This is a genomic window from Pseudomonas sp. ICMP 8385 (genome assembly GCF_002699915.1).
Taxonomy (GTDB): domain Bacteria; phylum Pseudomonadota; class Gammaproteobacteria; order Pseudomonadales; family Pseudomonadaceae; genus Aquipseudomonas; species Aquipseudomonas gessardii.
This window is the reverse complement of sequence record NZ_LKBY01000129.1, coordinates 1-19,078: the sequence shown is the minus strand read 5'-3', so window position 1 is coordinate 19,078 and position 19,078 is coordinate 1. Positions and strand designations below refer to the sequence as shown.

Genomic DNA, 19,078 nt, shown 5'->3' with positions numbered 1-19,078 from the left:
GTCGGTTCGCCGAGGGTTTCGCCGGGCTGTTCTATTCTGTACTTAAACTGCAGTATTACGTTTTCCATACTACGGTACGAAAAAATCCGAGGTGCTTATGGCCCGCCCAGGGATCATGTATGTCCACGTCGCCGCCGCCGCCGCCCAACTCGTTGCTCAAGGCAAAAATCCAACGATCGACAGCGTCCGCGAAGCCTTGGGCGGAACCGGCAGCAAGAGCACCATCGCGCCGCTGTTAAAACGTTGGAAAGCAGCCCACCAAGACACGGTGGCGCACGCGGAGCTTGGACTGCCTGCCGAGCTGGTCCTGGCGTTGAAAGGGGTCTACGAAACAGTGCAGGCGCAGGCGACCCTCCAAGTCGAGCAGTCGGAGCAGACCCATCGCGAAGCCACCGCCGTGCTGCAGGAGCAGTTGCAGCAGGTTTTCAGCGAGCGGGACGCTTTACTCAACGCACAGGCGCAACAAAGTCAGGCGCTGGCCACCGCCCAAGCACGCAGCCAAGGGCTGGAAGAAACCGTGCAGCGGCAGGAAATCACCTTGGTCAGTCTGGGCAGCGAAAAGCTCGGGCTCGAACAGCGCCTGGTCGACCGCGTCGCGGAAATAGCCACACTGAGCCAACACCTGCAGCAAGCGCAGGGGCAGTTCGAGCATTACCAGGCATCGGTCGCGCAACAGCGCGCCGACGAGCGCCAGGCCGCGGAACAACGCCAGCAGCACCTGGAACAGGAGCTGACAGAGCTCCGCCAGCGCCTGCTCGCACAACAAACCCACCTGGGCGAACTGCACGCACAGGAACAACGCTGGGCGCAGGACCACGATCGACTGCAGAGCACCCTGCACACGTCCCAGGAGTCGCTGATCCTCAGCCGCAGCGCACAGGAGCAGTTGGCGCGGCAACTCGCCGAGCTGAAACAGATCCATCAGGCACTGGAGCAGCGGCATGTCCAGGACGAACAGTGCTTGGCTGATACGCGGACGAAGTTGGCTGTGGCCGAGCGGGAGCGGCGTCTTCTGACGGACCGTTTCACCCAAGCAGAATCCCAGTTGACCGAACTTGCCAGAGAGCAACAACGTCTGCTCCAAGACAACGCGGTGTTAAACAGCCAACTTGTGGAACTCAGAACGTTGCCACCGAACCCGCCGTTGGCATCTTGAATGGGCGTTATGCAATGAGCTTGGAGAGTGTCTAGAAAATCAGGGGCGATTCACACAGCTGGGGCAAAGGACCGGGCACCGCTTGCGCAGCACCGTATCCGGCAAGAAACGCGTCATTGTTGACCTAGCCGGAGGGCACCACCTCAGCTTGCAACAGCGGCAGCACGACATGGCCGCCACCGAAGACCAGTAACCCGCTACGGAAGAAGGCATCCACCATTGCTACGGCATGACTCGGCAGCAGTTGGGCCAAGACAGGCAACCCCATCAGCAACGTACAGAACAGTGCTAGCCAGATCACTCCGGCACGCTGGCTTACCGCGATCGGCAGCGGATCGTGTGCGCAGTCCTGAGTAGGCTTGAACAGCAGCAGGCCAGCGATGGCAGCAGCAGCAATCATGCTGACCTGCCCCCACGCAGATGGCATAAGTAGGACGACACAGGCAGCAATCGCCATGCTGGTGACACGCAATACGTCCGGGCACAGGTTGCGTGCCCCATACAGCTTGGGCAACCACAGGTACTGCCACCACTTTCAGACCGTGGAGCGCTCCCGACGAGACGGCATCGCCTTAGTTAGATATACCCAGCGCGAACAGGACCAGGGCAATGGCTGAGGGCAGTGTGAATCCTGCCCAAGCCGCCATGGCTCCAGCGTAGCCCGAGCGGGACAGACCCAAGGCCATACCAATCTGACTGCTTGCAGGCCCTGGCAGGAATTGGCACAGTGCCAACAAGTCTGCATAACTGCGTTCGGACAACCAGCGCCGTCGTGTGACGAACTCGTCACGGAAATAGCCTAAGTGCACGATGGGGCCGCCGAAGGAGCTCAGTCCAAGGCGCAGAAAGATGAGAAAGACAGACCACGGGCTGTGGTGGTCAGTGTGGGTGTTTGTCATGCGTTTGCCTTCGTGCATGAAAGTAGCCGAAGGTTTGCCAGGTACCCGGCCGTCCGAGTGAGGCAAACCTGCTGGGCTGAATAGCTGGCGCTCTTGCGCCCAGGAGCAGTGCCAACGACACACCGAGCATGACCGTCAAAGAGCCTTCATTGGCCAGATTGACGCCATCAAGGCTTACGCCGGCATTGGCGAGCGCAAATAACGGCATGATTACATAGGCGACCCAGATGACCGGCGAAGAGCGAACCACGCCGTGGCGCACTTAGCGGATGGCAGCATTTTTTTCGACAGGGAGAGTTCATAGGCAGCGTAGATAGGGGGAGCAGGGACGGGCATAAAATTATTAAAATTACATATTTACAAATCTATATATGGCGAATAGCATTTGCATGTCCGTGAAATAGCCACGCACCGGACACACAGACCGAAGCGACGTTGTAACGCGCGGGGCGGCTAACCTGCGCCAGCCAAGGGCTGGCTCGCTGCTCCCATCCCTCAATAGAAGGAGACCCAAAATGACCCGTGTTGTCCGTTTTCATCAGATCGGCGGCCCCGAAGTCTTGCAGATCGAAGAGCTCGAAGTTGGCGCTCCGGGCTCCGGCGAGCTGCGCATCCGCGTCGAGGCGATCGGCCTGAATCGCGCGGAAGCCATGTTCCGCTCGGGTGTGTACCTGGAGTCGACGCATCTGCCGGCCCGGCTCGGCTACGAAGCTTCCGGCATCGTCGAGGCGCTGGGCAGCGGCGTTCACGGCTTCGAGGTTGGCGAAGCGGTCAGCGTGATTCCGGCTTTTTCCATGAACAAGTTTGGCGTCTATGCCGAGCAGGCGATCGTGCCGGCCACGGGGGTTCTGAAGCGGCCGGCGGGCGTCGGCGCGGTGAAGGGGGCGGCGATCTGGATGCAGTATCTGACCGCCTATGGCGCACTGATCGAGATTGCCCAACTCAAGCGCGGTGATGCGGTGATCATCACGGCGGCTTCGAGCAGCGTCGGCTTGGCCGCGATCCAGATCGCCAACAGCGTCGGCGCCATTCCGATCGCGACGACCCGGACGCGCGCGAAGGAGGCGGCGCTACGCGAGGCGGGGGCGGCGCATGTGATCGCCACCGAGGAGCAGGACCTGGTCGCGGAGGTAATGCGGATCACCGACGGCCGCGGCGCGCGCATCGCCTTCGACCCGGTCGCGGGGCCGCAAGTCGAAACACTGGCGCAAGCGATGAGTCAGCAGGGCCTGCTTTTCATCTATGGCAATCTCAGCGGTCAGGAGACGCCGTTCCCGGCCTTGGCAGCGATGAACAAGGCCCTGAGCGTGCGCGGCTACACGCTGTTCGAACTGACCGGTGATCCGCAACGCTTGGCGCCTGCGCAAGCTTTTATCACGCGCGGCCTCGAGGCCGGACAGCTGAAGCCGATCATTGCCAAGACCTTCCCCTTCGAGCAGATCGTCGAAGCGCACCGTTACATGGAATCGAACCAGCAGTTTGGCAAGATCGTCGTCACGGTATCTCGGTAGAGGCAGTTCGTGAAAGACCAGGAGAGGGCAGAGTCGCCTTTCCCGCGACTGCGGAAATGACTCGACGCTGCCCCTTCATCCCCGCCACGCTGGAGCTGGGCGGCAAATCGGCGAATATCGCGTTGGGCATTACTGGAATGCGTCACGCATGGTAATGTCGTCGTAACAACAGGAGGCACGTCATGGTCAAAGTAGCATTGTTCGTTCGTCTGGAAGCAAAACCTGGGAAAGAGAAAGAGGTAGAGAACTTTCTCTTGGATGGCCTTCCAATAGTGGAGGAAGAGCCAGCCACTACGGCGTGGTTCGGAATCCGCTTGGGGCCGTCCACCTTTGGCATCTTTGATGCCTTCCCGGATGAAGCAGGTCGGCAGGCTCATCTTTCGGGCAAGGTCGCAGCGGCGCTTATGGCAAAGGCTGCCGAGCTGTTTGCCAAACCGCCGTCAATCGAGAAGGTTGACGTCCTGGCGGCCAAGCTACCCGGCTAAGCAAACCCAACAAGGCGCTCCAGTCGCGTCCCTACCGCTTTGCGGCGGCAGGGACGCGACTGAGCTTGGACGTCCACCGGCCTGTTCTAAACGGAGCGCTCGAGAGGTGCCTGTCCAGGCACTAGCATCTACTTATCTACAAACGCAAATATATAGGTAGTTACACATGAAAGATTCCATTCTTTTCGAAAGCACCACGTTGGGCCCCTACAGCCTGAAAAACCGCATCGTCCTGCCGCCGCTGACCCGTTCGCGTAGCTCGCAGCCAGGCAACATTCCCAATGACCTGATGGCGACCTACTACCGCCAGCGTACCGGTGCCGGCTTCATGGTCACCGAGGGCACCCAGATCGAGCCGCGCGGCCAGGGCTACGCCTGGACCCCGGGCATCCACAGTGCCGAACAGATCCTCGGCTGGCGCAAAGTGACCGATGCGGTACACGCCGAGGGCGGCACCATCTTCGCCCAGCTCTGGCATGTCGGCCGGGTCTCGCACACCTCGTTGCAACCCAATGGCGAAGCCCCGGTGGCGCCATCGGCGATCCCGGCCGAGGGCGTCAGCGTATTCATCGAGACAGGTCCCGGCACCGGCGCCCTGGCGCCGCCTTCGATGCCACGTGCACTGACCGCCGCCGAGGTCAAGGAGCTGGTACAGCTCTATGCACAGGCCGCTCGCAACGCCCTCGACGCCGGTTTCGACGGCGTGGAAATCCACTCCGCCAACGGTTATCTTATCAACCAGTTCATTTCCGCGCACAGCAATCAGCGCGACGACGAGTACGGCGGCTCGTTGCAAAATCGTCTGCGCTTCCTCCGTGAGGTGACCCAGGCGGTGGCCGCGGTGGTCGGTAAAGACCGGCTCGGCGTGCGTTTCGCCCCGTTGTTCGCCAGCACCGACGAGGCCCGCGTATATCTCGGCCTGGTCGAAGAAAACCCACACGAGACCTATGTCGAAGCGGTCAAGGTGCTCGAAGAAGTCGGCATCGCTTACCTGTCGCTGGCCGAGGCGGATTGGGAAAACGCACCGGAGCTGCCGGAAAGCTTCCGCAGCGCGGTGCGCGAGGTCTTCAGCGGGCGCATCCTCTATGCCGGCAAATACACCGCCGAGCGAGGCAGGCGTGTGCTCGAGGCGGGCTGGGGCGATCTGGTCGCCTTCGGCCGTCCGTTCATCGCCAACCCGGACCTGCCCAAGCGGATTGCCAATGGCTGGCCGCTGAACCCGGTCGATCCGGCCAGCATGTACGGCGGAACCGCTGTCGGCTACACCGACTATCCGACCTATGGCGGATAGTCCGCTCGAGGTGCCGGCCCCCAAGCGATACGGTTCGGGGGCCGGCGCATTGTCGGTTGAGCGGGCATATCGTAATATCGCAAAAAATAGTTATCGTGCGTGACCTATGAGTATCGACGTAAGCGAAGCGCTGAAGGCGCTAGACAACCCAACACGCCTGAACATCCTCAGTTGGCTGAAGGATCCGCGTCATCATTTCCCCGAGCAGGAGGTGGATCCTGAGCAGGTCGGTGTCTGCGTGAGCATCATCCAGGATCGGGTAGGCCTGTCGCAGTCGACCGTCTCGCTGTATCTCGCTGCCTTGCAGCGGGCGCAACTGGTGACCTCACAACGCATCGGTCCCTGGACTTATTACAAACGCCATGAGCAGAACATCGCGGCGTTCCAGGTGGCCTTGAAAGCGCTGATTTGATGCCTGCTCGCAGGCGTTTTTTCAGCCCTTCAAAATCTATATTTTGAAATATGTAGGAGAGAAGATGTTAACTCCGAATTCCATTCCCTATCAGCAACAACCTGGCTTTCAGCACACCTACCGCCAAGGCCGCCTGAGCCTAGGTCTTTTCTTCCCCCTCGAAGCCTTTACCGGCGATACGCCGAGTATGCTCGACCAAGTGAACCTGGCCCAACGCGCCGAGAAGCTGGGTTTCTCTGCCCTCTGGTTTCGCGACGTGCCGTTACGCGACCCCAGCTTCGGTGATTCGGGCCAGGTCTTCGATCCCTGGGTCTACCTGGGTTTTATGGCGGCACACACTCGCTCGATTGCGCTGGGCACCGCGTCGGTCATCCTGCCAATCCGCAATCCCCTACACACCGCCAAGGCCGCAACTAGTGTCGATCAGCTCAGCGGTGGCCGCCTGTTACTCGGCGTGGCTTCCGGTGACCGTCCAGTAGAGTTTCCGGCATTCGGTGTCGACCCGGAGCAACGCGACAGCCTGTTCCGCGAATACCTCAAGGTATTTCGCGAGGTTCAGCGCAGCAGTTTCGTGCCTTTGACCTGGTCCGGCGGCACGCTTGAGGGGGCCGATCTGATTCCCAAGCCGACGACGGCGGAAATTCCTTTCTTCGTCACCGGCCATAGCCGCCAGACGCTGGAGTGGATCGCCCGCTGCAGTCATGGCTGGATCAGCTATCCGCGTGCACCGAAGACTCAGCAGCTGATTGTCGAGGACTGGCGCAAGGCGGTTCGTGCCGAATGTGGTGAACTGTTCAAACCCTTCACCCAGTCGCTATACATCGACCTGACAGATAACCCGCAGACACCACCTCGGCCGATCCACCTGGGCTATCAACTGGGGCGACATCACCTGATCCCGCTGCTGCACAGCTTGCAGGAGATCGGCGTTAACCATGTGATCATCAATTTGAAATACGGCCAACGCCCCGCAGGTGAGGTCATTGAGGAACTCGGTCAGTTCGTTCTACCTGACTTCGTCATGTCAGCATAAGCCGGCGTGGTGAGGCATCAAATCATTATCCGTGGGGATTGCTCATGAGTTTCAAGGCAGTATTGCTTAACAAGGACCAGCAGGGGTTCTCTGCTCGTGTGACTGAGCTGGAGGATGAGGACTTACCGGCCGGTAGTGAAGTGCTCATCAGCGTTGAGTACTCGACCCTCAACTACAAGGATGCGCTAGCCCTGACAGATCACTCGCCTGTGGTACGTCAATGGCCCATGGTGCCCGGAATCGATGGCGCCGGCCTGGTGCTGGAAAGCGACGACCCGCGCTTTCTATCCGGTCAGCGCGTCGTACTCAATGGCTGGGGCGCCGGCGAGCGCCACTGGGGCTGTCTGGCCCAGCGTGCACGAGTACCAGCCGACTGGCTGATTCGTCTCCCCGACAGTTTAAGCACTTGGGCAGCCATGGCTATCGGTACGGCAGGATATACAGCCGCGCTATCGGTCGATGCCGTGCAGAAGCATGGCGTACAACCCGAGGACGGTGAAGTATTGGTTACCGGTGCAACAGGCGGTGTCGGCTCGATCGCCATAGCGCTGTTGGCGGCCCAAGGCTACCGTGTGGTTGCAGCCACTGGGAAACCTCAGGAGCGCTACTACCTCGAGCAGTTGGGCGCCACGGACATTATCGAGCGCGAGGAACTGGCTGCTCCCGGCAAGCCACTCCAGAAGGAGCGCTGGACAGCCGTGATCGATGCGGTCGGCTCGCATACCCTGGCCAACGCCTGCGCCCAGACCCGCTACCGGGGGATAGTCACCGCGTGCGGACTCGTTCAAGGAATGGAGTTTCCCGCCAGTGTCGCCCCCTTCATTCTACGAGGCGTCACCCTTGCGGGAATTGATAGCGTCATGGCCCCCCACGAGTTCCGTGACGCGGCCTGGAAACGCCTGGACCGCGATCTCAACCGAGAGACTCTTTCGTCTCTCGCCGCAACCATTCCCTTGGACCAAGTTGTGGGGGCGGCGCAGAAGATCATCGATGGCAAGCTTCGTGGCCGCTTAGTGGTCGACGTAAATGGATAGTCTGGCTACTTCTGTACACAGCTCTTCACCCACTCGATCGCCATGCACTTTCTCGTCGTCGACCACCGCTTGTTGGAGCTGCACAAGAGCTCTTTTCTCAGTACCGGTCGCTGGGTCCTCTCAGCAGCGATTCCTCTTGGCTGGGCCATTGGGCTGATGACGGTGATATCACCACCGATCGTGACATTTCTGCTCTCCTTTGTGGCCGGCAGCATGGTGTTGATGGTCATTCAGGAGGAGTTTTCGGAGACAGGCTCAAGCTCTTTTCCGGCTTTTCTAGTCGGCATATGCCTCTATTCGGCGCTCGTTTCATGATTTAACCGCGCTGCGCCAACCTCAGATTTAGCTGCCACACGTCAGCCTGAATGGACAGGAGCCGCGCACGGCTATACTCAGCCAGATCAGCTCTCCGGGCTAAGGAGGTCGGTCTTGATTAAGCGGATCTACATCGGCTTGGTAATTCTGGTCGTCCTGGGTGCGGCGTTGTTTTTCGCCCTGGTCTGGCGGCCGACCATCGCCCCCATCGCTCCGGGCTCGGTTGCGGGCTTCCCCGCCGAGCTGGTTGTCAAGGGTGAAGCCTTGGCCGGCGCAGGCTACTGCGCGACCTGCCACACGGTGAAGGGCGGACAGCCCTATGCCGGCGGCTATGGAATGCCTACCCCCTTCGGTGTCATCTATTCGACCAACATCACACCCGACCCGGATAGCGGAATCGGCCGCTGGTCCGAGGCGGCATTCATGCGTGCGATGCACGAAGGCGTCTCTCGCGATGGTTGGGGTTTGGGGAGCAATGGAACCAAAAACCAACGTAAGCCCGACTAGCTCCGTTCAGAGCCCTCTTCCCAGGCATCCGACTCGATAAAACCATTGCGCAACTTGACCACCCCATTGGCGCCGTTATTGACCAGCCGGCTGCATTCTTGACCAGTTATTTGCATTCGGAGTGACCAGGAGGGGGGCAATAGAGAAAACGGAAAAAATCGTACGCTAAGGCCAAGCGTGTTTTGCTAATGAACTGTGCTAGCAGACAAAACCAGCGGCTAGCACAACATCGATTACTTGCATTGCGACACCCAGTACGAATTGCACGGTACTCCAGTCGTTTTGGGCAGCTATAAAATCGAATTTCGTTATCGAAGTTCGATTATTATGGATTAATCTGTGGAAAATCAGGTAGGCCAACGCATGACTAATACCTCCACCGATGACCGCAGCCCATGGTCGGTTTTTCTTATTTTTCTACGCCTTGGATTGACCTCCTTCGGCGGCCCCATCGCACACTTGGGATATTTTCGCGACGAGTTCGTCACGCGACGGCGCTGGTTGTCTGAACGCAGCTATGCTGATTTAGTGGCGCTGTGCCAATTTCTTCCAGGCCCAGCAAGCAGCCAGGTCGGCATAGCGTTGGGGCTATCACGGGCTGGATATAGCGGGGCGCTGGCTGCTTGGACAGGCTTTACGCTGCCTTCGGCCGTAGCTTTAATCCTGTTCGCGCTGGGCATTTCCAACTATGGGGATTCCGTTTCGCCGGGCGCGTTGCATGGCCTAAAAGTGGTGGCCGTTGCCGTAGTCGCCCAAGCGGTATGGGGCATGGCGCGCAACCTGTGTACGGATGGGCTGAGAGTCACAATAATGGCGATTGCCGCCTGTGCTGTCCTGCTCGTACCGTCCGCGTGGGGGCAGGTTGGTGTGATTGCTGCCGCAGGCATCATAGGCCGACTATTGTTCAAGCCAGCACATACTGTTGAGCACGACCCACTACCTATCACGGTCAGTCACCGGGCCGGCGCACTTTGGCTATCGTTATTTTTTGCCCTGCTGATTGGCCTACCGATCTTGGCAAAATTGCTGCCAAGTCCAACGATGGTGGTAGTGGACGCCTTCTATCGTGTGGGGTCACTAGTGTTCGGTGGTGGCCACGTTGTGTTGCCGCTGCTGCAAGCCGAAGTGGTGTCCTCCGGCTGGGTCAGTAATGAATCCTTCCTCGCGGGGTACGGGGCGGCTCAAGCGGTGCCCGGCCCATTGTTCACATTCGCCGCGTTCCTTGGTGCTTCGATGAGCACCGCTCCCTCTGGCTGGGTCGGCGGTATTGTGTGCCTACTGGCTATCTTCGCACCCTCTTTTCTGCTGGTTGTGGGAGCCATGCCATTTTGGGAGCGCCTGCGTCGCAATACAGGCATGCAAGCCGCGCTGGCTGGGGTCAATGCGGCGGTGGTTGGCCTGCTGCTGGCCGCGTTCTATCACCCTGTATGGACTAGCGCCATATTTCAGCCGCAAGACTTTGTCTTGGCCCTGGTCGCCCTTGTCGCACTGATGTTCTGGAAGCTCCCGCCGTGGCTAGTTGTCGTCGGCAGCGGTGCAGCGGGTTGGCTGTTGAGTATCGCGCTGTGAGGCACGAAAAATGACAGATAAAGACCTGTACGGCGGGTTGATCCGCCTGCACATACTTCACCATGCAGCCGAGAAGCCCGTCTTCGGACTGGGAATCATCGAAGAACTGCAACGACACGGCTACGAGCTGAGCGCCGGGACGGTATACCCAATGCTGCACGGGCTGGAAAAGAAGGGCTATTTGACCTCACGCCACGAACGCACCGGGCGACGTGAACGGCGTGTCTATGAGATCACTGAGCAAGGCCAAGTTGCGCTGGTCGAGGCACGTGCAAAGGTTAAGGAACTGTTCGGCGAGTTGATCGAAGGTTGCTGAGTTTACGGCTTCAACTCGGCGTCAGGCGGTTCACTGGCACCGCGTCAGACTAGGGCCGCTTTCTGCATTTTCTGACGCCAAGGCGTCAATCTCTATGGCCTCAACCTGACAGGCCGAATGCTTAGCGTACGATTTTTTCCGATTTCTCTATCGACCCCAGGAGGATCTGAATTGATCTCTCCACCATGTGTACACTGCCTGACAGCGGAGTTCGTCGCGGTTTAATCTAGAAAGACTTGCCCTAGGGAGATCAGCACGGCTGGAAGAACTGACCCAAACGAGGCAGCAGGTCGCATTTGACGATATCTTCACGGTATACTTTATCGTTCAGCCATACCTCTTGAGCTACAGGAACACCAGCATGACTGTACTCCAAACGATCTACTGGCAGCCTACGCCGCCTTAGCGCTACGCCCCCTCGCAACATCTCGCTTCCGCTAGTTTCGCTCGCGGTCGCGTACTGCTGTATGCCCGGTTTTTACACCCAAGGCACACAGCCAAATAATCCTCACAACTTGAATTCGTATCGACGCGCTCGCCATCTGCCTGGTGTGCGTGTGGTGCATTGCCTTGGATATTCTGATGCTGCAATCGCTCAAACAAACGTGGTTTTCCAACGTCCGTGGAGACGTGCTCGCGGGGATCGTGGTCGCGCTCGCGCTGATCCCGGAGGCCATTGCTTTCTCTATCATTGCCGGCGTCGACCCCAAGGTCGGTCTCTACGCCTCCTTCTGTATCTGTGCTGTCATCGCCTTCGTCGGCGGTCGACCCGGCATGATCTCGGCAGCTACCGGTGCGATGGCACTGCTGATGGTCACCCTGGTAAAAGATCACGGGCTTCAGTATTTGCTGGCAGCCACCTTGCTCTGCGGGGTGCTTCAAATCCTCGCTGGATACCTGAAACTGGGCTCTCTGATGCGCTTTGTTTCGCGCTCGGTAGTCACAGGCTTTGTGAATGCATTGGCGATTCTGATTTTCATGGCGCAGTTACCTGAATTGACCAACGTGACCTGGCACGTTTACGCCATGACCGTAGTGGGCCTCGGAATAATCTATCTGTTTCCGTATGTACCGAAGATCGGCAAGCTGATTCCCTCGCCGCTGGTGTGCATCCTGGCCCTGACGGCCATTGCTATTTACCTCGGTCTGGATATCCGCACTGTGGGTGACATGGGCGAACTGCCGGACACGCTGCCGATTTTCCTGTGGCCTGAAGTCCCGCTGAACGTTGAAACTCTGCGCATCATCTTCCCGTACTCAGCCGCCTTGGCCGTAGTAGGTCTGCTTGAGTCCATGATGACCGCGACCATCGTCGACGATTTGACCGATACCACCAGCAACAAAAACCGTGAATGCAAGGGTCAAGGCATTGCCAACATCGCTGCCGGGATGCTCGGCGGTATGGCAGGCTGCGCCATGATCGGCCAGTCGATCATCAACGTGAAATCCGGTGGACGTACCCGTCTCTCCACATTGTGCGCGGGCATTTTCTTGCTGCTGATGGTCGTTTTCCTCGGCGAATGGCTCTCCAAGATCCCGATGGCTGCATTGGTTGCTGTGATGATCATGGTATCCATCGGCACCTTTAGCTGGGATTCCTTGCGCAATCTGAAAGAGCACCCACTGTCGACCAACCTCGTCATGGTCGCGACCGTTGTGGTGGTCGTGGCAACGCATAATCTGGCTTACGGCGTGTTGGTCGGCGTACTGCTGGCTTCGTTGTTCTTTGCGAACAAGGTCGGACATTACCTCGATATCAAGAGCAGTCTTGAAGAGACGGAGTCGCATCGGACTTACCGCGTGGTAGGCCAGGTGTTCTTCAGCTCGGCAGACAAGTTCACCGAAGTTTTTGACTTCAAGGAAGCGCTCAACAAGGTCACCATCGATCTGACACAGGCGCATTTCTGGGATATCACCGCCGTCGCCGCGCTGGATAAAGTGGTAATCAAGTTCCGTCGCGAGGGCGCCGAGGTTGAAGTGCTGGGTCTAAATGAGGCCAGCGCCACAATCGTTGACCGCTTTGGCGTGCATGACAAACCTGGCGCCATCGACAAGCTCATGAGCCACTAAGGAGATCGACAATGACCCACGTAATGGCATGTATTGATAACTCACAATCCTCATTGGCGGTCTGCGACTACGCAGCATGGGCGTCGCAGCGACTCAACGCGCCTCTTACCTTGCTTCACGTATTGGATGAAGAGAAATACCCAGCAGCAGCTGACCTAAGTGGAAATATTGGTCTCGGCAGTCGAGAGCATCTGCTGGAGGAGCTGGCTACATTGGATGCCCAACGCGCCAGACTCGCTCTGGAACAGGGCCAACACATGCTGGAAAAGGCCAGGGAGCGAACGGTCATTTCCGGCGCTGCGTTTCCTGAGCTGAAGCAGCGCCACGGACACTTGGTAGAAAGTCTGAGCGACCTTCAGGAGGATATTCGACTGTTGGTGATAGGAAGAGTGGGTGAAGACAACTCACGCAACGCGCACAGCCTTGGCAGCCAGATAGAAGCTGTAGTGCGAACAATTCACCGGCCTATCCTGATCACAGCCAACAGCTATAAAAAGCCCGAAAAGGTGATGCTCGCATTTGACGGCAGCTCCACAGCCTACAAAACCATCCAAATGTTTGCCGCCAGTTCGCTTTGCAAAGACTTGCCCATTCATCTTGTTACGGTCGGTGCAGATTCGGTGAGCAATCATGAGGCACTGGGAAAAGCACAAAGCATGCTTCTCTCGGCTGGCTTCCTAGTCCAAGCTGAAATCAGACAAGGTGAGGTGGAGTCGGCTCTGCACGATTATCAGACAGAGCACGGCATTGATCTGCTGGTCATGGGTGCCTATGGGCATTCACGCATCAGGCAGTTTTTGGTAGGAAGCACGACTACGACGATGCTTCGAACAGCCACCATGCCTGTATTGCTGCTGCGCTGAGATAACTCTCTAAGCCACAGTGTTTCTACTTATTGAGAAATGCTGTGGTCAATCCCATCTAAGCTATCTGACAACATAGCCCACTGAGTTCGACCTGCGCACCTAAATATCGTCGTCTGGATTACGCAGTGGCCGTAGCTCACCTCGGGCGACCTCTTCTGGTACCGCGAAGGAGTACCGTCCCAACATATTAATGTGCTCGAAGATCAGCGGCGACAAACGAGCCAGGTCTTCGTCCTGTACCGGGTAGCCGTGCTGCTTTAACCGCTCCACGGCAGCCGTCATGTAGAGGGTATTCCATAGCACAATGATATTTACCACCAGGCCCAGGGCACCGAGTTGATCCTCCTGGCCTTCTCGGTAGCGCTGGCGAAGCTCGCCTCGTTTGCCATGGAACACGGCGCGAGCCAGGCTGTGTCGGCCTTCGCCGCGATTCAGTTGGGTCAGGGTGGCGCGGCGCTTGGACTCATCATCAATGTAGGTCAACGTATGCAGGGTTTTCTCGATCCGTCCGAACTCTGCCAACGCCTGGGCCAGACGGGTCGGACGATCTCCCGTTTGTAGGGTGCGCATGATGCCTGTCGCCGGCACTCGGCCAAGTTTGAGTGAGCCAGCCAAACGCAACAGGTCATCCCAGTGCTCGGCGATCAGGTCGAGCTTGACTGACTGGCGAGCAAGTCCGTTGAGCTTGCCGTAATCCGCGTCCGGGCGGGTGCGCCAGAAGCGGGTACCGCCGACATCAGCCAGGCGCGGGCAGAAGTGATAACCGAGCAGACGGAATAACCCGAACACCACATCGCTGTAAGCACCGGTATCGGTCATGATTTGTGTGGGCTGCAATTCGGTCTGTTGTTCCAGCACAACCGCGAGCAATACTAGGCTGTCGCGCAGGGTGCCGGGCACCGTAATGGCGTTAAGACCGGAAAACTGGTCGGAGATCAGGTTGTACCAGGTGACGCCCCGGCCGGTACCGAAATACTTCGGGTTAGGGCCGGCATGTACGGTACGCACAGGTACGACAAAACGCATGCCATCGGCGGAGGCCACCTCGCCGCCGCCCCAGACCTGAGCCAGCTCCAGTTGACTCTGCGCAGCCACCAAAATGGCATTGGCTGCCGACAGGGTATCGTCACGGAGATAGTTCTGGCTCACCCAGGACAGCCGGTCACGGCGCAGCGCTTGGTTGTCGTTGCGAGTCAAGGGCTCCAGGCCGGTGTTACAGGCTCCTCCCGAGAGCACTGCGCACAAACTCGTCACCAAGTTGTCGGCCCGCGCATTGCGTTCGGACACATGGGTGAAGGCTTCAGTGAAGCCGGTACGAGCGGCGATTTCTAACAGGATTTCCGGCAAATCGACACGCGGCATCAAGTCGGCCACGGCTGCACGCAGTTGCAGCAACGAGTTGGGCTCTTCCAGCTTCTCCAGCGCTCCGAGGGACAGCTCGGTTTTGCCCTCTGTATTCTCACTCAACTGGATCGCAGGATTGTCGGGCAGGCGAGCGGCGACTGCGTACCAAGTCGCATCCAGCTCGGCAGACAAGGCGTCCAAGGTGGTTTTGGCGTCCACAGTCAGGCCCAGTGAGCGACAGATGATCGGTCGCGCCGACAGCCATTCTGCACCATCGAGCAGACCGATACGCGGGTCGGCATAGCGCCAACTGGGTGCAACAAAGACATCGCGGCGGCGTAGGGCCGTGCGTAGTGCATCAAGCGTGCAGAAGACATAGGCGCCCATGTCGAGGGAGCCATCTTCGCGAGTGATGTGGTTCTGCCAAGCCTTGGCCACGATCTCCTGCGGCACGTCATCCTCCGGCTTCCTGCGAGGCAAGTTCAGTTGCAACCAGTCCAAACTAGCCGCCACACCCTTACCCGCCGGGCTGAAGCCGAAGCGAATATGTTTCAATAAGTCAGGAAGGAAACGGCGCACGCTGCGGTAGCGCTCCTCCAGAGCGAGGTAAAACACATCGTTGGCCGGACGGATCAACGCATTGACCTCTTCCAGGGCTTTCTCCAGCGTGACACGTGGCAGGTCGTTGAACAGCCGGGCACGGACATTGTCATCGCTGATCGAGCTATCCAGCACGACCTTGCACGCAGCGGCGAGCATTGCCGCCGAGCGATCCAGGTCTTTTAGACTACGCAACCGAGCCTTCTTGTCAGCCTTCTCTGCGTTGTTGAAGATATCACGCAGTAGCGCTTCCAGAACTTCCAGAGCATCGTCGTGCGCACTGGCTTCCAAGGAAACCGCGAATGCCACCAACGTCGCCAACCGGCGCGACGCCGGCAGTCGATTGATGGCCGTGACCTTCGCGGTGTTGGCAAAGCGAGCCAGGGCGGCAATGCGGCTGGGAGGGATATGCGCAGCTGCCGGTAAGGCGATACCCAACCCGCGTACATCATCCAGCCGACGCAGCGCCCGAACCAGTGCAGGGCCACTGACCATCACCGGGCCGGAGCGTAGTTGATCCAGTCGGGAACTACGGTTGCCTTCGGCCACCAGAAGCAAGTCTTGTAGGTGCTGTCTTTGCTCCTCGGTCACGCTGCGGCCCAAGGTGTACCAGAGGCGTTCTTCAACCCGGCTACGCAGTTGGACAATGAAGCGCTCTAACTGGGAAATTCCGGGCAATAGGACTTTCTGTGTGAGCAGCCATGAGGTAGCTCGTTCGAACAGCACGCCAGGACGATCAGTACCAGTCCAGCAAAGGGCATACAGCCATCGGCTCAAACGAAAGCCGATGCCTGGGTCAGTAAAGTGGCGATAGCCATAGCGCTCTTGAATATCGGCCGCATGTATCCAGCGACGATGATCGCTATAACGTACAAGACAGTCAGGGTCGGCGATTGCCAATTGCCGACAAAGCACAAGCAGGACTTCCACCGGCACAGCCGTGGGTTTGTCCGGCAAAACACCGACGAAGCGAACGGTAGTCAGCAGAACGGCATAGCCCAAGCGGTTATGGTTGCCCCGTAGTACCTGGACGGCTTCACGGTCTTCATCGCTCAGGTGGAAGTAGCGCTCCAGTTCATCACGGCTGGGCGCATCGATGTAGCGACCAAAGCCGTCGCGTTGCTCCTGAGTCAGAAAACCAACCGGCATCGATCACAGTACCTCGGCGCAGAACACGGCGGGGGTGACAATCCGCGTGCGTTCGATATGTCCGCGCTGCAAGAGGCCTGCGCGTCGATCACCGGTTACTAGGTAGTCCGCATTGCCCGCCAAAGCCATGGCCAGCAGAAAAGAGTCATCCGGATCATCGGCTTCAACCTCAATGGTCAACCGCTCCAATACCACGGCGCGTTGCAGGTTATTGATCATGGCCCCCACTTTGGCAGGCTGAAGGATGGCCTGAAGCTTGGGGTAACGACTGGCGCGACGAATTTCGTCGAGCTGTGCCCGTGAAGTCACCACCTCGAAGCGAGCTGAACGCCAGGCCCGATAGATCGCATCAGGAGACCCATGCGGTGAGATCAGCGCACTGAACAGAATGTTGGTATCCAATACAACCCGCATCAGCGCTTACGCGCCCAGTCGAGCGCTTCTTCAACCGCTTCGGTCAGTTCGGCCTCACTCAGATGGGCATTGGAAACCTTGGCCTGTTCGGCGCTCAGCTCCAGGATGTGTGCCCGCACCGCTTCTTCGATGAAGCGCGACAGGTCGCCCTTACGGCCACCGCCTTGGCTGGCCAGAAACATGCGAAGCGATTGGTCGGTGTCGGTGGAGACGGCGACGTTCCAGCGAGTGGTATTCATGACTTTTTCCAATGTTAGGTGTTTATGTGTTTATACACTCGATCCTCACTGCGCCGCAACGGTTCGATAAAACCCTCGTTTTATAGAACTTTAACGGAAGACCTGCCCAGCTCCGAGTTAGCCCATATTATGGTTTTAAATACTGGTATCGTTAATCAAGGTTCTATTTTCAATTTCTCTGTTGAGTAAACGGTACTTTTGATGAAATTGGCTATGCGCGGGTGAGTACTCGGGATCAGAACGCCGACCTCCAGATCGATGCTCTGACAAAGGCAGGGTGCGAGCGGATCTATCAAGACGTTGCCAGCGGCTCAAAAAGCGCACGTCCGGAACTGGACAAATTATTGGTTCATGTACGGGCCGGTGATGCTGTGGTGATTTGGAAGCTGGATCGTCTAAGGCGCTCGCTCAAGCACCTGGTCGAACTGGTCGGTGAATTGGCCGCTCGTAACGTTGGCCTGCAAAGTCTGAATGACCCCATCGATACCACCCACGCGCAAGGCCGCTTTGTGTTCAACCTGTTCGCTTCATTGGCAGAGTTCGAACGTGAGTTGATTCGTGAGCGTACACAGGCAGGCTTGTCCGCTGCACGGTCACGTGGTCGAGTCGGTGGCCGCCCGAAGGGGCTGCCCGCTCAGGCGGAAGCGACCGCTATGGCCGCAGAAACGCTGTACCGAGAGGGTCGGTTAAGTGTGAGCGCCATTGGCAAGAAACTGCACATTTCCAAAAGCACGCTTTATCGCTACCTCCGGCATCGCGGCATAACGATCGGCGTACCCGCAAAAATCACCCAGCATCTCAACATCACGGTCCCACCGGCAGTGGACAATGCCGAACGGATCGCGACGGTCATATTGCGCCTGGCCGTCGAGAACAACAGCAAGTTCGTGCGTGGTAAAAAACGGGCACTGGAGAATATCGAGCGTTACTGCCTGGAACCTTACGGCATGAAGCTGCTTGAGTCGGGCAACTACGCGCTGAGCATTCCCTATCGCAACGATGAGGCACTGGATAAGACGGTACATGATCTGCTGACCGAGATCAGCCAAGAGGCCGAGATGCGTAATTGCTTTATCGAGGCGGATGCCTGGGAAGAGGGCTCTGAGCGGAGGTGGTAGGGCTTATGTTGGTTTTTGGTTCCATTGCTCCCCAAACCCCTCCTACAAACCATCCGTTGCGGCCATATAAGACCCTCTTGGGGCTTGTGCATGACGACGAAGTTGCAAACCTCGCTAGGGTTTCGCGCACAACGGTTAGAAATTGGCGTGAAGCTTTAGGCCGTGAGCTTGCGGAAGCACTGCCGAAAGAACCAGCACAACAGCGAATCAAAAACTGTGTAGGTCCGTGGCTCGGCTACGAATCACTGTTCGGCACAATGTCAGCTGCGAAAATCAGCCGTGCGGTAGGTGTGCCCTTTGCCATAGTTGAGCAACGGCAAAATTTTTTGGGTGCAGTACCGTACCAACGGGTTTCAAAACTGGACCGGTACCAGCATTTGGCGGGGCTCATTTCTAATGCCTTGCTGGCAAAACTTGCCGGCGTCTCAGCGAGTCGGGCCACTGAATTTAGCCGCAGGCTCAAGCAGATCAGCGCCTAAATTGAAATCTGCCACCGTTGGTGGCCGTCGATCCTCCAGATTTCAACGTAGCGCGTGTTGGGGAAGTGAAAGAATTCGGAAAAAATCGTACACTAAAGGGATAATGCATAGGGAAAATTAGGGCATCGCAACCGTCGTTCGGATGGCGGATAATCCTAAAACTTAGGCTCTGTACGTAAAGTATTGTCGCAAGCACCGCATAGCGCAGGCCAATGAGACCATCGCCGCAAAACTTGTTGCGAGCTTGTCGAAGCGCGTCACGATGCGACGG

General features: G+C 58.1%; 18 protein-coding genes and 3 pseudogenes. 15 read left to right on the top strand and 6 right to left on the bottom strand.

The annotated features are described in order from the left end of the window. Nucleotides 1-115: 115 nt before the first annotated feature. Complete coding sequence (locus tag AO268_RS26205) at nucleotides 116-1,156, top strand: DNA-binding protein (protein WP_017735051.1); 1,041 nt, start codon at nucleotides 116-118, stop codon at nucleotides 1,154-1,156. A 64-nt stretch (nucleotides 1,157-1,220) separates the two neighbouring features. On the opposite strand, the pseudogene chrA (AO268_RS26200) reads toward AO268_RS26205, so the two are convergent. Next, a pseudogene (chrA, locus tag AO268_RS26200) lies at nucleotides 1,221-2,055 on the bottom strand (chromate efflux transporter); the annotation flags it as partial. Nucleotides 2,056-2,152: 97 nt separating this feature from the next. Beyond that, nucleotides 2,153-2,281, bottom strand: a pseudogene (locus tag AO268_RS33335) (Na+/H+ antiporter NhaA); the annotation flags it as partial. A gap of 289 nt (nucleotides 2,282-2,570) precedes the next feature. Between AO268_RS33335 and AO268_RS26190 the strand changes: the two are divergent. From AO268_RS26190 to AO268_RS26130, 12 genes are all read left to right on the top strand, one after another. After that, nucleotides 2,571-3,566: a zinc-dependent alcohol dehydrogenase family protein gene (locus AO268_RS26190; protein WP_099170301.1), complete on the top strand. Its 996-nt coding sequence runs from the start codon at nucleotides 2,571-2,573 to the stop codon at nucleotides 3,564-3,566. A gap of 182 nt (nucleotides 3,567-3,748) precedes the next feature. Next, the gene (locus AO268_RS26185) at nucleotides 3,749-4,051 is read left to right on the top strand and encodes a putative quinol monooxygenase (RefSeq protein ID WP_032902063.1); all 303 of its coding nucleotides are present in this window, start codon (nucleotides 3,749-3,751) and stop codon (nucleotides 4,049-4,051) included. 166 nt (nucleotides 4,052-4,217) lie between these two features. Then, entirely contained in the window at nucleotides 4,218-5,342 is a 1,125-nt protein-coding gene (locus AO268_RS26180; RefSeq protein ID WP_099170300.1) for an alkene reductase, read from the top strand. A gap of 106 nt (nucleotides 5,343-5,448) precedes the next feature. Beyond that, the gene (locus tag AO268_RS26175) at nucleotides 5,449-5,754 is read left to right on the top strand and encodes an ArsR/SmtB family transcription factor (protein ID WP_017735055.1); all 306 of its coding nucleotides are present in this window, start codon (nucleotides 5,449-5,451) and stop codon (nucleotides 5,752-5,754) included. 64 nt (nucleotides 5,755-5,818) lie between these two features. Next, a complete protein-coding gene (locus AO268_RS26170; RefSeq protein ID WP_044275553.1) occupies nucleotides 5,819-6,787 on the top strand; it encodes an LLM class oxidoreductase in 969 nt (322 codons plus the stop codon). A 44-nt stretch (nucleotides 6,788-6,831) separates the two neighbouring features. Continuing rightward, nucleotides 6,832-7,821, top strand: coding sequence for an acrylyl-CoA reductase (NADPH) (gene acuI, locus AO268_RS26165; RefSeq protein WP_044275555.1), 990 nt, complete (start codon nucleotides 6,832-6,834; stop codon nucleotides 7,819-7,821). Between the two features lie 42 nt (nucleotides 7,822-7,863). Continuing rightward, nucleotides 7,864-8,136, top strand: coding sequence for a hypothetical protein (locus AO268_RS32490; RefSeq protein WP_138763869.1), 273 nt, complete (start codon nucleotides 7,864-7,866; stop codon nucleotides 8,134-8,136). Between the two features lie 114 nt (nucleotides 8,137-8,250). Next, nucleotides 8,251-8,643: a c-type cytochrome gene (locus tag AO268_RS26155; protein WP_176561415.1), complete on the top strand. Its 393-nt coding sequence runs from the start codon at nucleotides 8,251-8,253 to the stop codon at nucleotides 8,641-8,643. Between the two features lie 363 nt (nucleotides 8,644-9,006). Further along, complete coding sequence (gene chrA / locus AO268_RS26150) at nucleotides 9,007-10,212, top strand: chromate efflux transporter (RefSeq protein ID WP_031318243.1); 1,206 nt, start codon at nucleotides 9,007-9,009, stop codon at nucleotides 10,210-10,212. 10 nt (nucleotides 10,213-10,222) lie between these two features. Beyond that, nucleotides 10,223-10,528: a PadR family transcriptional regulator gene (locus AO268_RS26145; protein ID WP_017335982.1), complete on the top strand. Its 306-nt coding sequence runs from the start codon at nucleotides 10,223-10,225 to the stop codon at nucleotides 10,526-10,528. A gap of 582 nt (nucleotides 10,529-11,110) precedes the next feature. Next, nucleotides 11,111-12,598: a SulP family inorganic anion transporter gene (locus AO268_RS26135; RefSeq protein WP_017335983.1), complete on the top strand. Its 1,488-nt coding sequence runs from the start codon at nucleotides 11,111-11,113 to the stop codon at nucleotides 12,596-12,598. Nucleotides 12,599-12,609: 11 nt separating this feature from the next. Next, nucleotides 12,610-13,461, top strand: a complete 852-nt coding sequence (locus AO268_RS26130) for a universal stress protein (protein ID WP_017735064.1) — start codon at nucleotides 12,610-12,612, stop codon at nucleotides 13,459-13,461. Nucleotides 13,462-13,563: 102 nt separating this feature from the next. Here the strand turns inward: AO268_RS26130 and AO268_RS26125 are convergent, their stop codons facing one another. Genes AO268_RS26125 through AO268_RS26115 form a run of 3 tightly spaced genes read right to left on the bottom strand, consistent with a single transcriptional unit; the run spans nucleotide 13,564 to nucleotide 17,210 of the window. Continuing rightward, on the bottom strand, nucleotides 13,564-16,557 hold the full coding sequence (locus AO268_RS26125) for a Tn3 family transposase (RefSeq protein ID WP_099170299.1): 2,994 nt from the start codon (nucleotides 16,555-16,557) through the stop codon (nucleotides 13,564-13,566). Nucleotides 16,558-16,560: 3 nt separating this feature from the next. After that, on the bottom strand, nucleotides 16,561-16,971 hold the full coding sequence (locus AO268_RS26120) for a putative toxin-antitoxin system toxin component, PIN family (protein ID WP_017335986.1): 411 nt from the start codon (nucleotides 16,969-16,971) through the stop codon (nucleotides 16,561-16,563). After that, nucleotides 16,971-17,210, bottom strand: a complete 240-nt coding sequence (locus AO268_RS26115) for a ribbon-helix-helix domain-containing protein (RefSeq protein WP_017335987.1) — start codon at nucleotides 17,208-17,210, stop codon at nucleotides 16,971-16,973. Before AO268_RS26115 ends, AO268_RS26120 begins: the two co-directional genes overlap by 1 nt. Nucleotides 17,211-17,416: 206 nt before the next feature. On the opposite strand from AO268_RS26115, the gene AO268_RS26110 reads away from it, so the two are divergent. Both AO268_RS26110 and AO268_RS32485 read left to right on the top strand, forming a co-directional pair. Then, nucleotides 17,417-18,328: a recombinase family protein gene (locus tag AO268_RS26110; protein ID WP_099170298.1), complete on the top strand. Its 912-nt coding sequence runs from the start codon at nucleotides 17,417-17,419 to the stop codon at nucleotides 18,326-18,328. Between the two features lie 5 nt (nucleotides 18,329-18,333). Further along, nucleotides 18,334-18,807 (top strand): hypothetical protein, encoded by a 474-nt coding sequence (locus AO268_RS32485; protein ID WP_139273529.1) that lies wholly within the window; start codon nucleotides 18,334-18,336, stop codon nucleotides 18,805-18,807. A 162-nt stretch (nucleotides 18,808-18,969) separates the two neighbouring features. On the opposite strand, the pseudogene AO268_RS26105 reads toward AO268_RS32485, so the two are convergent. After that, nucleotides 18,970-19,078 (bottom strand): annotated as a pseudogene (locus tag AO268_RS26105) (IS5/IS1182 family transposase); the annotation flags it as partial.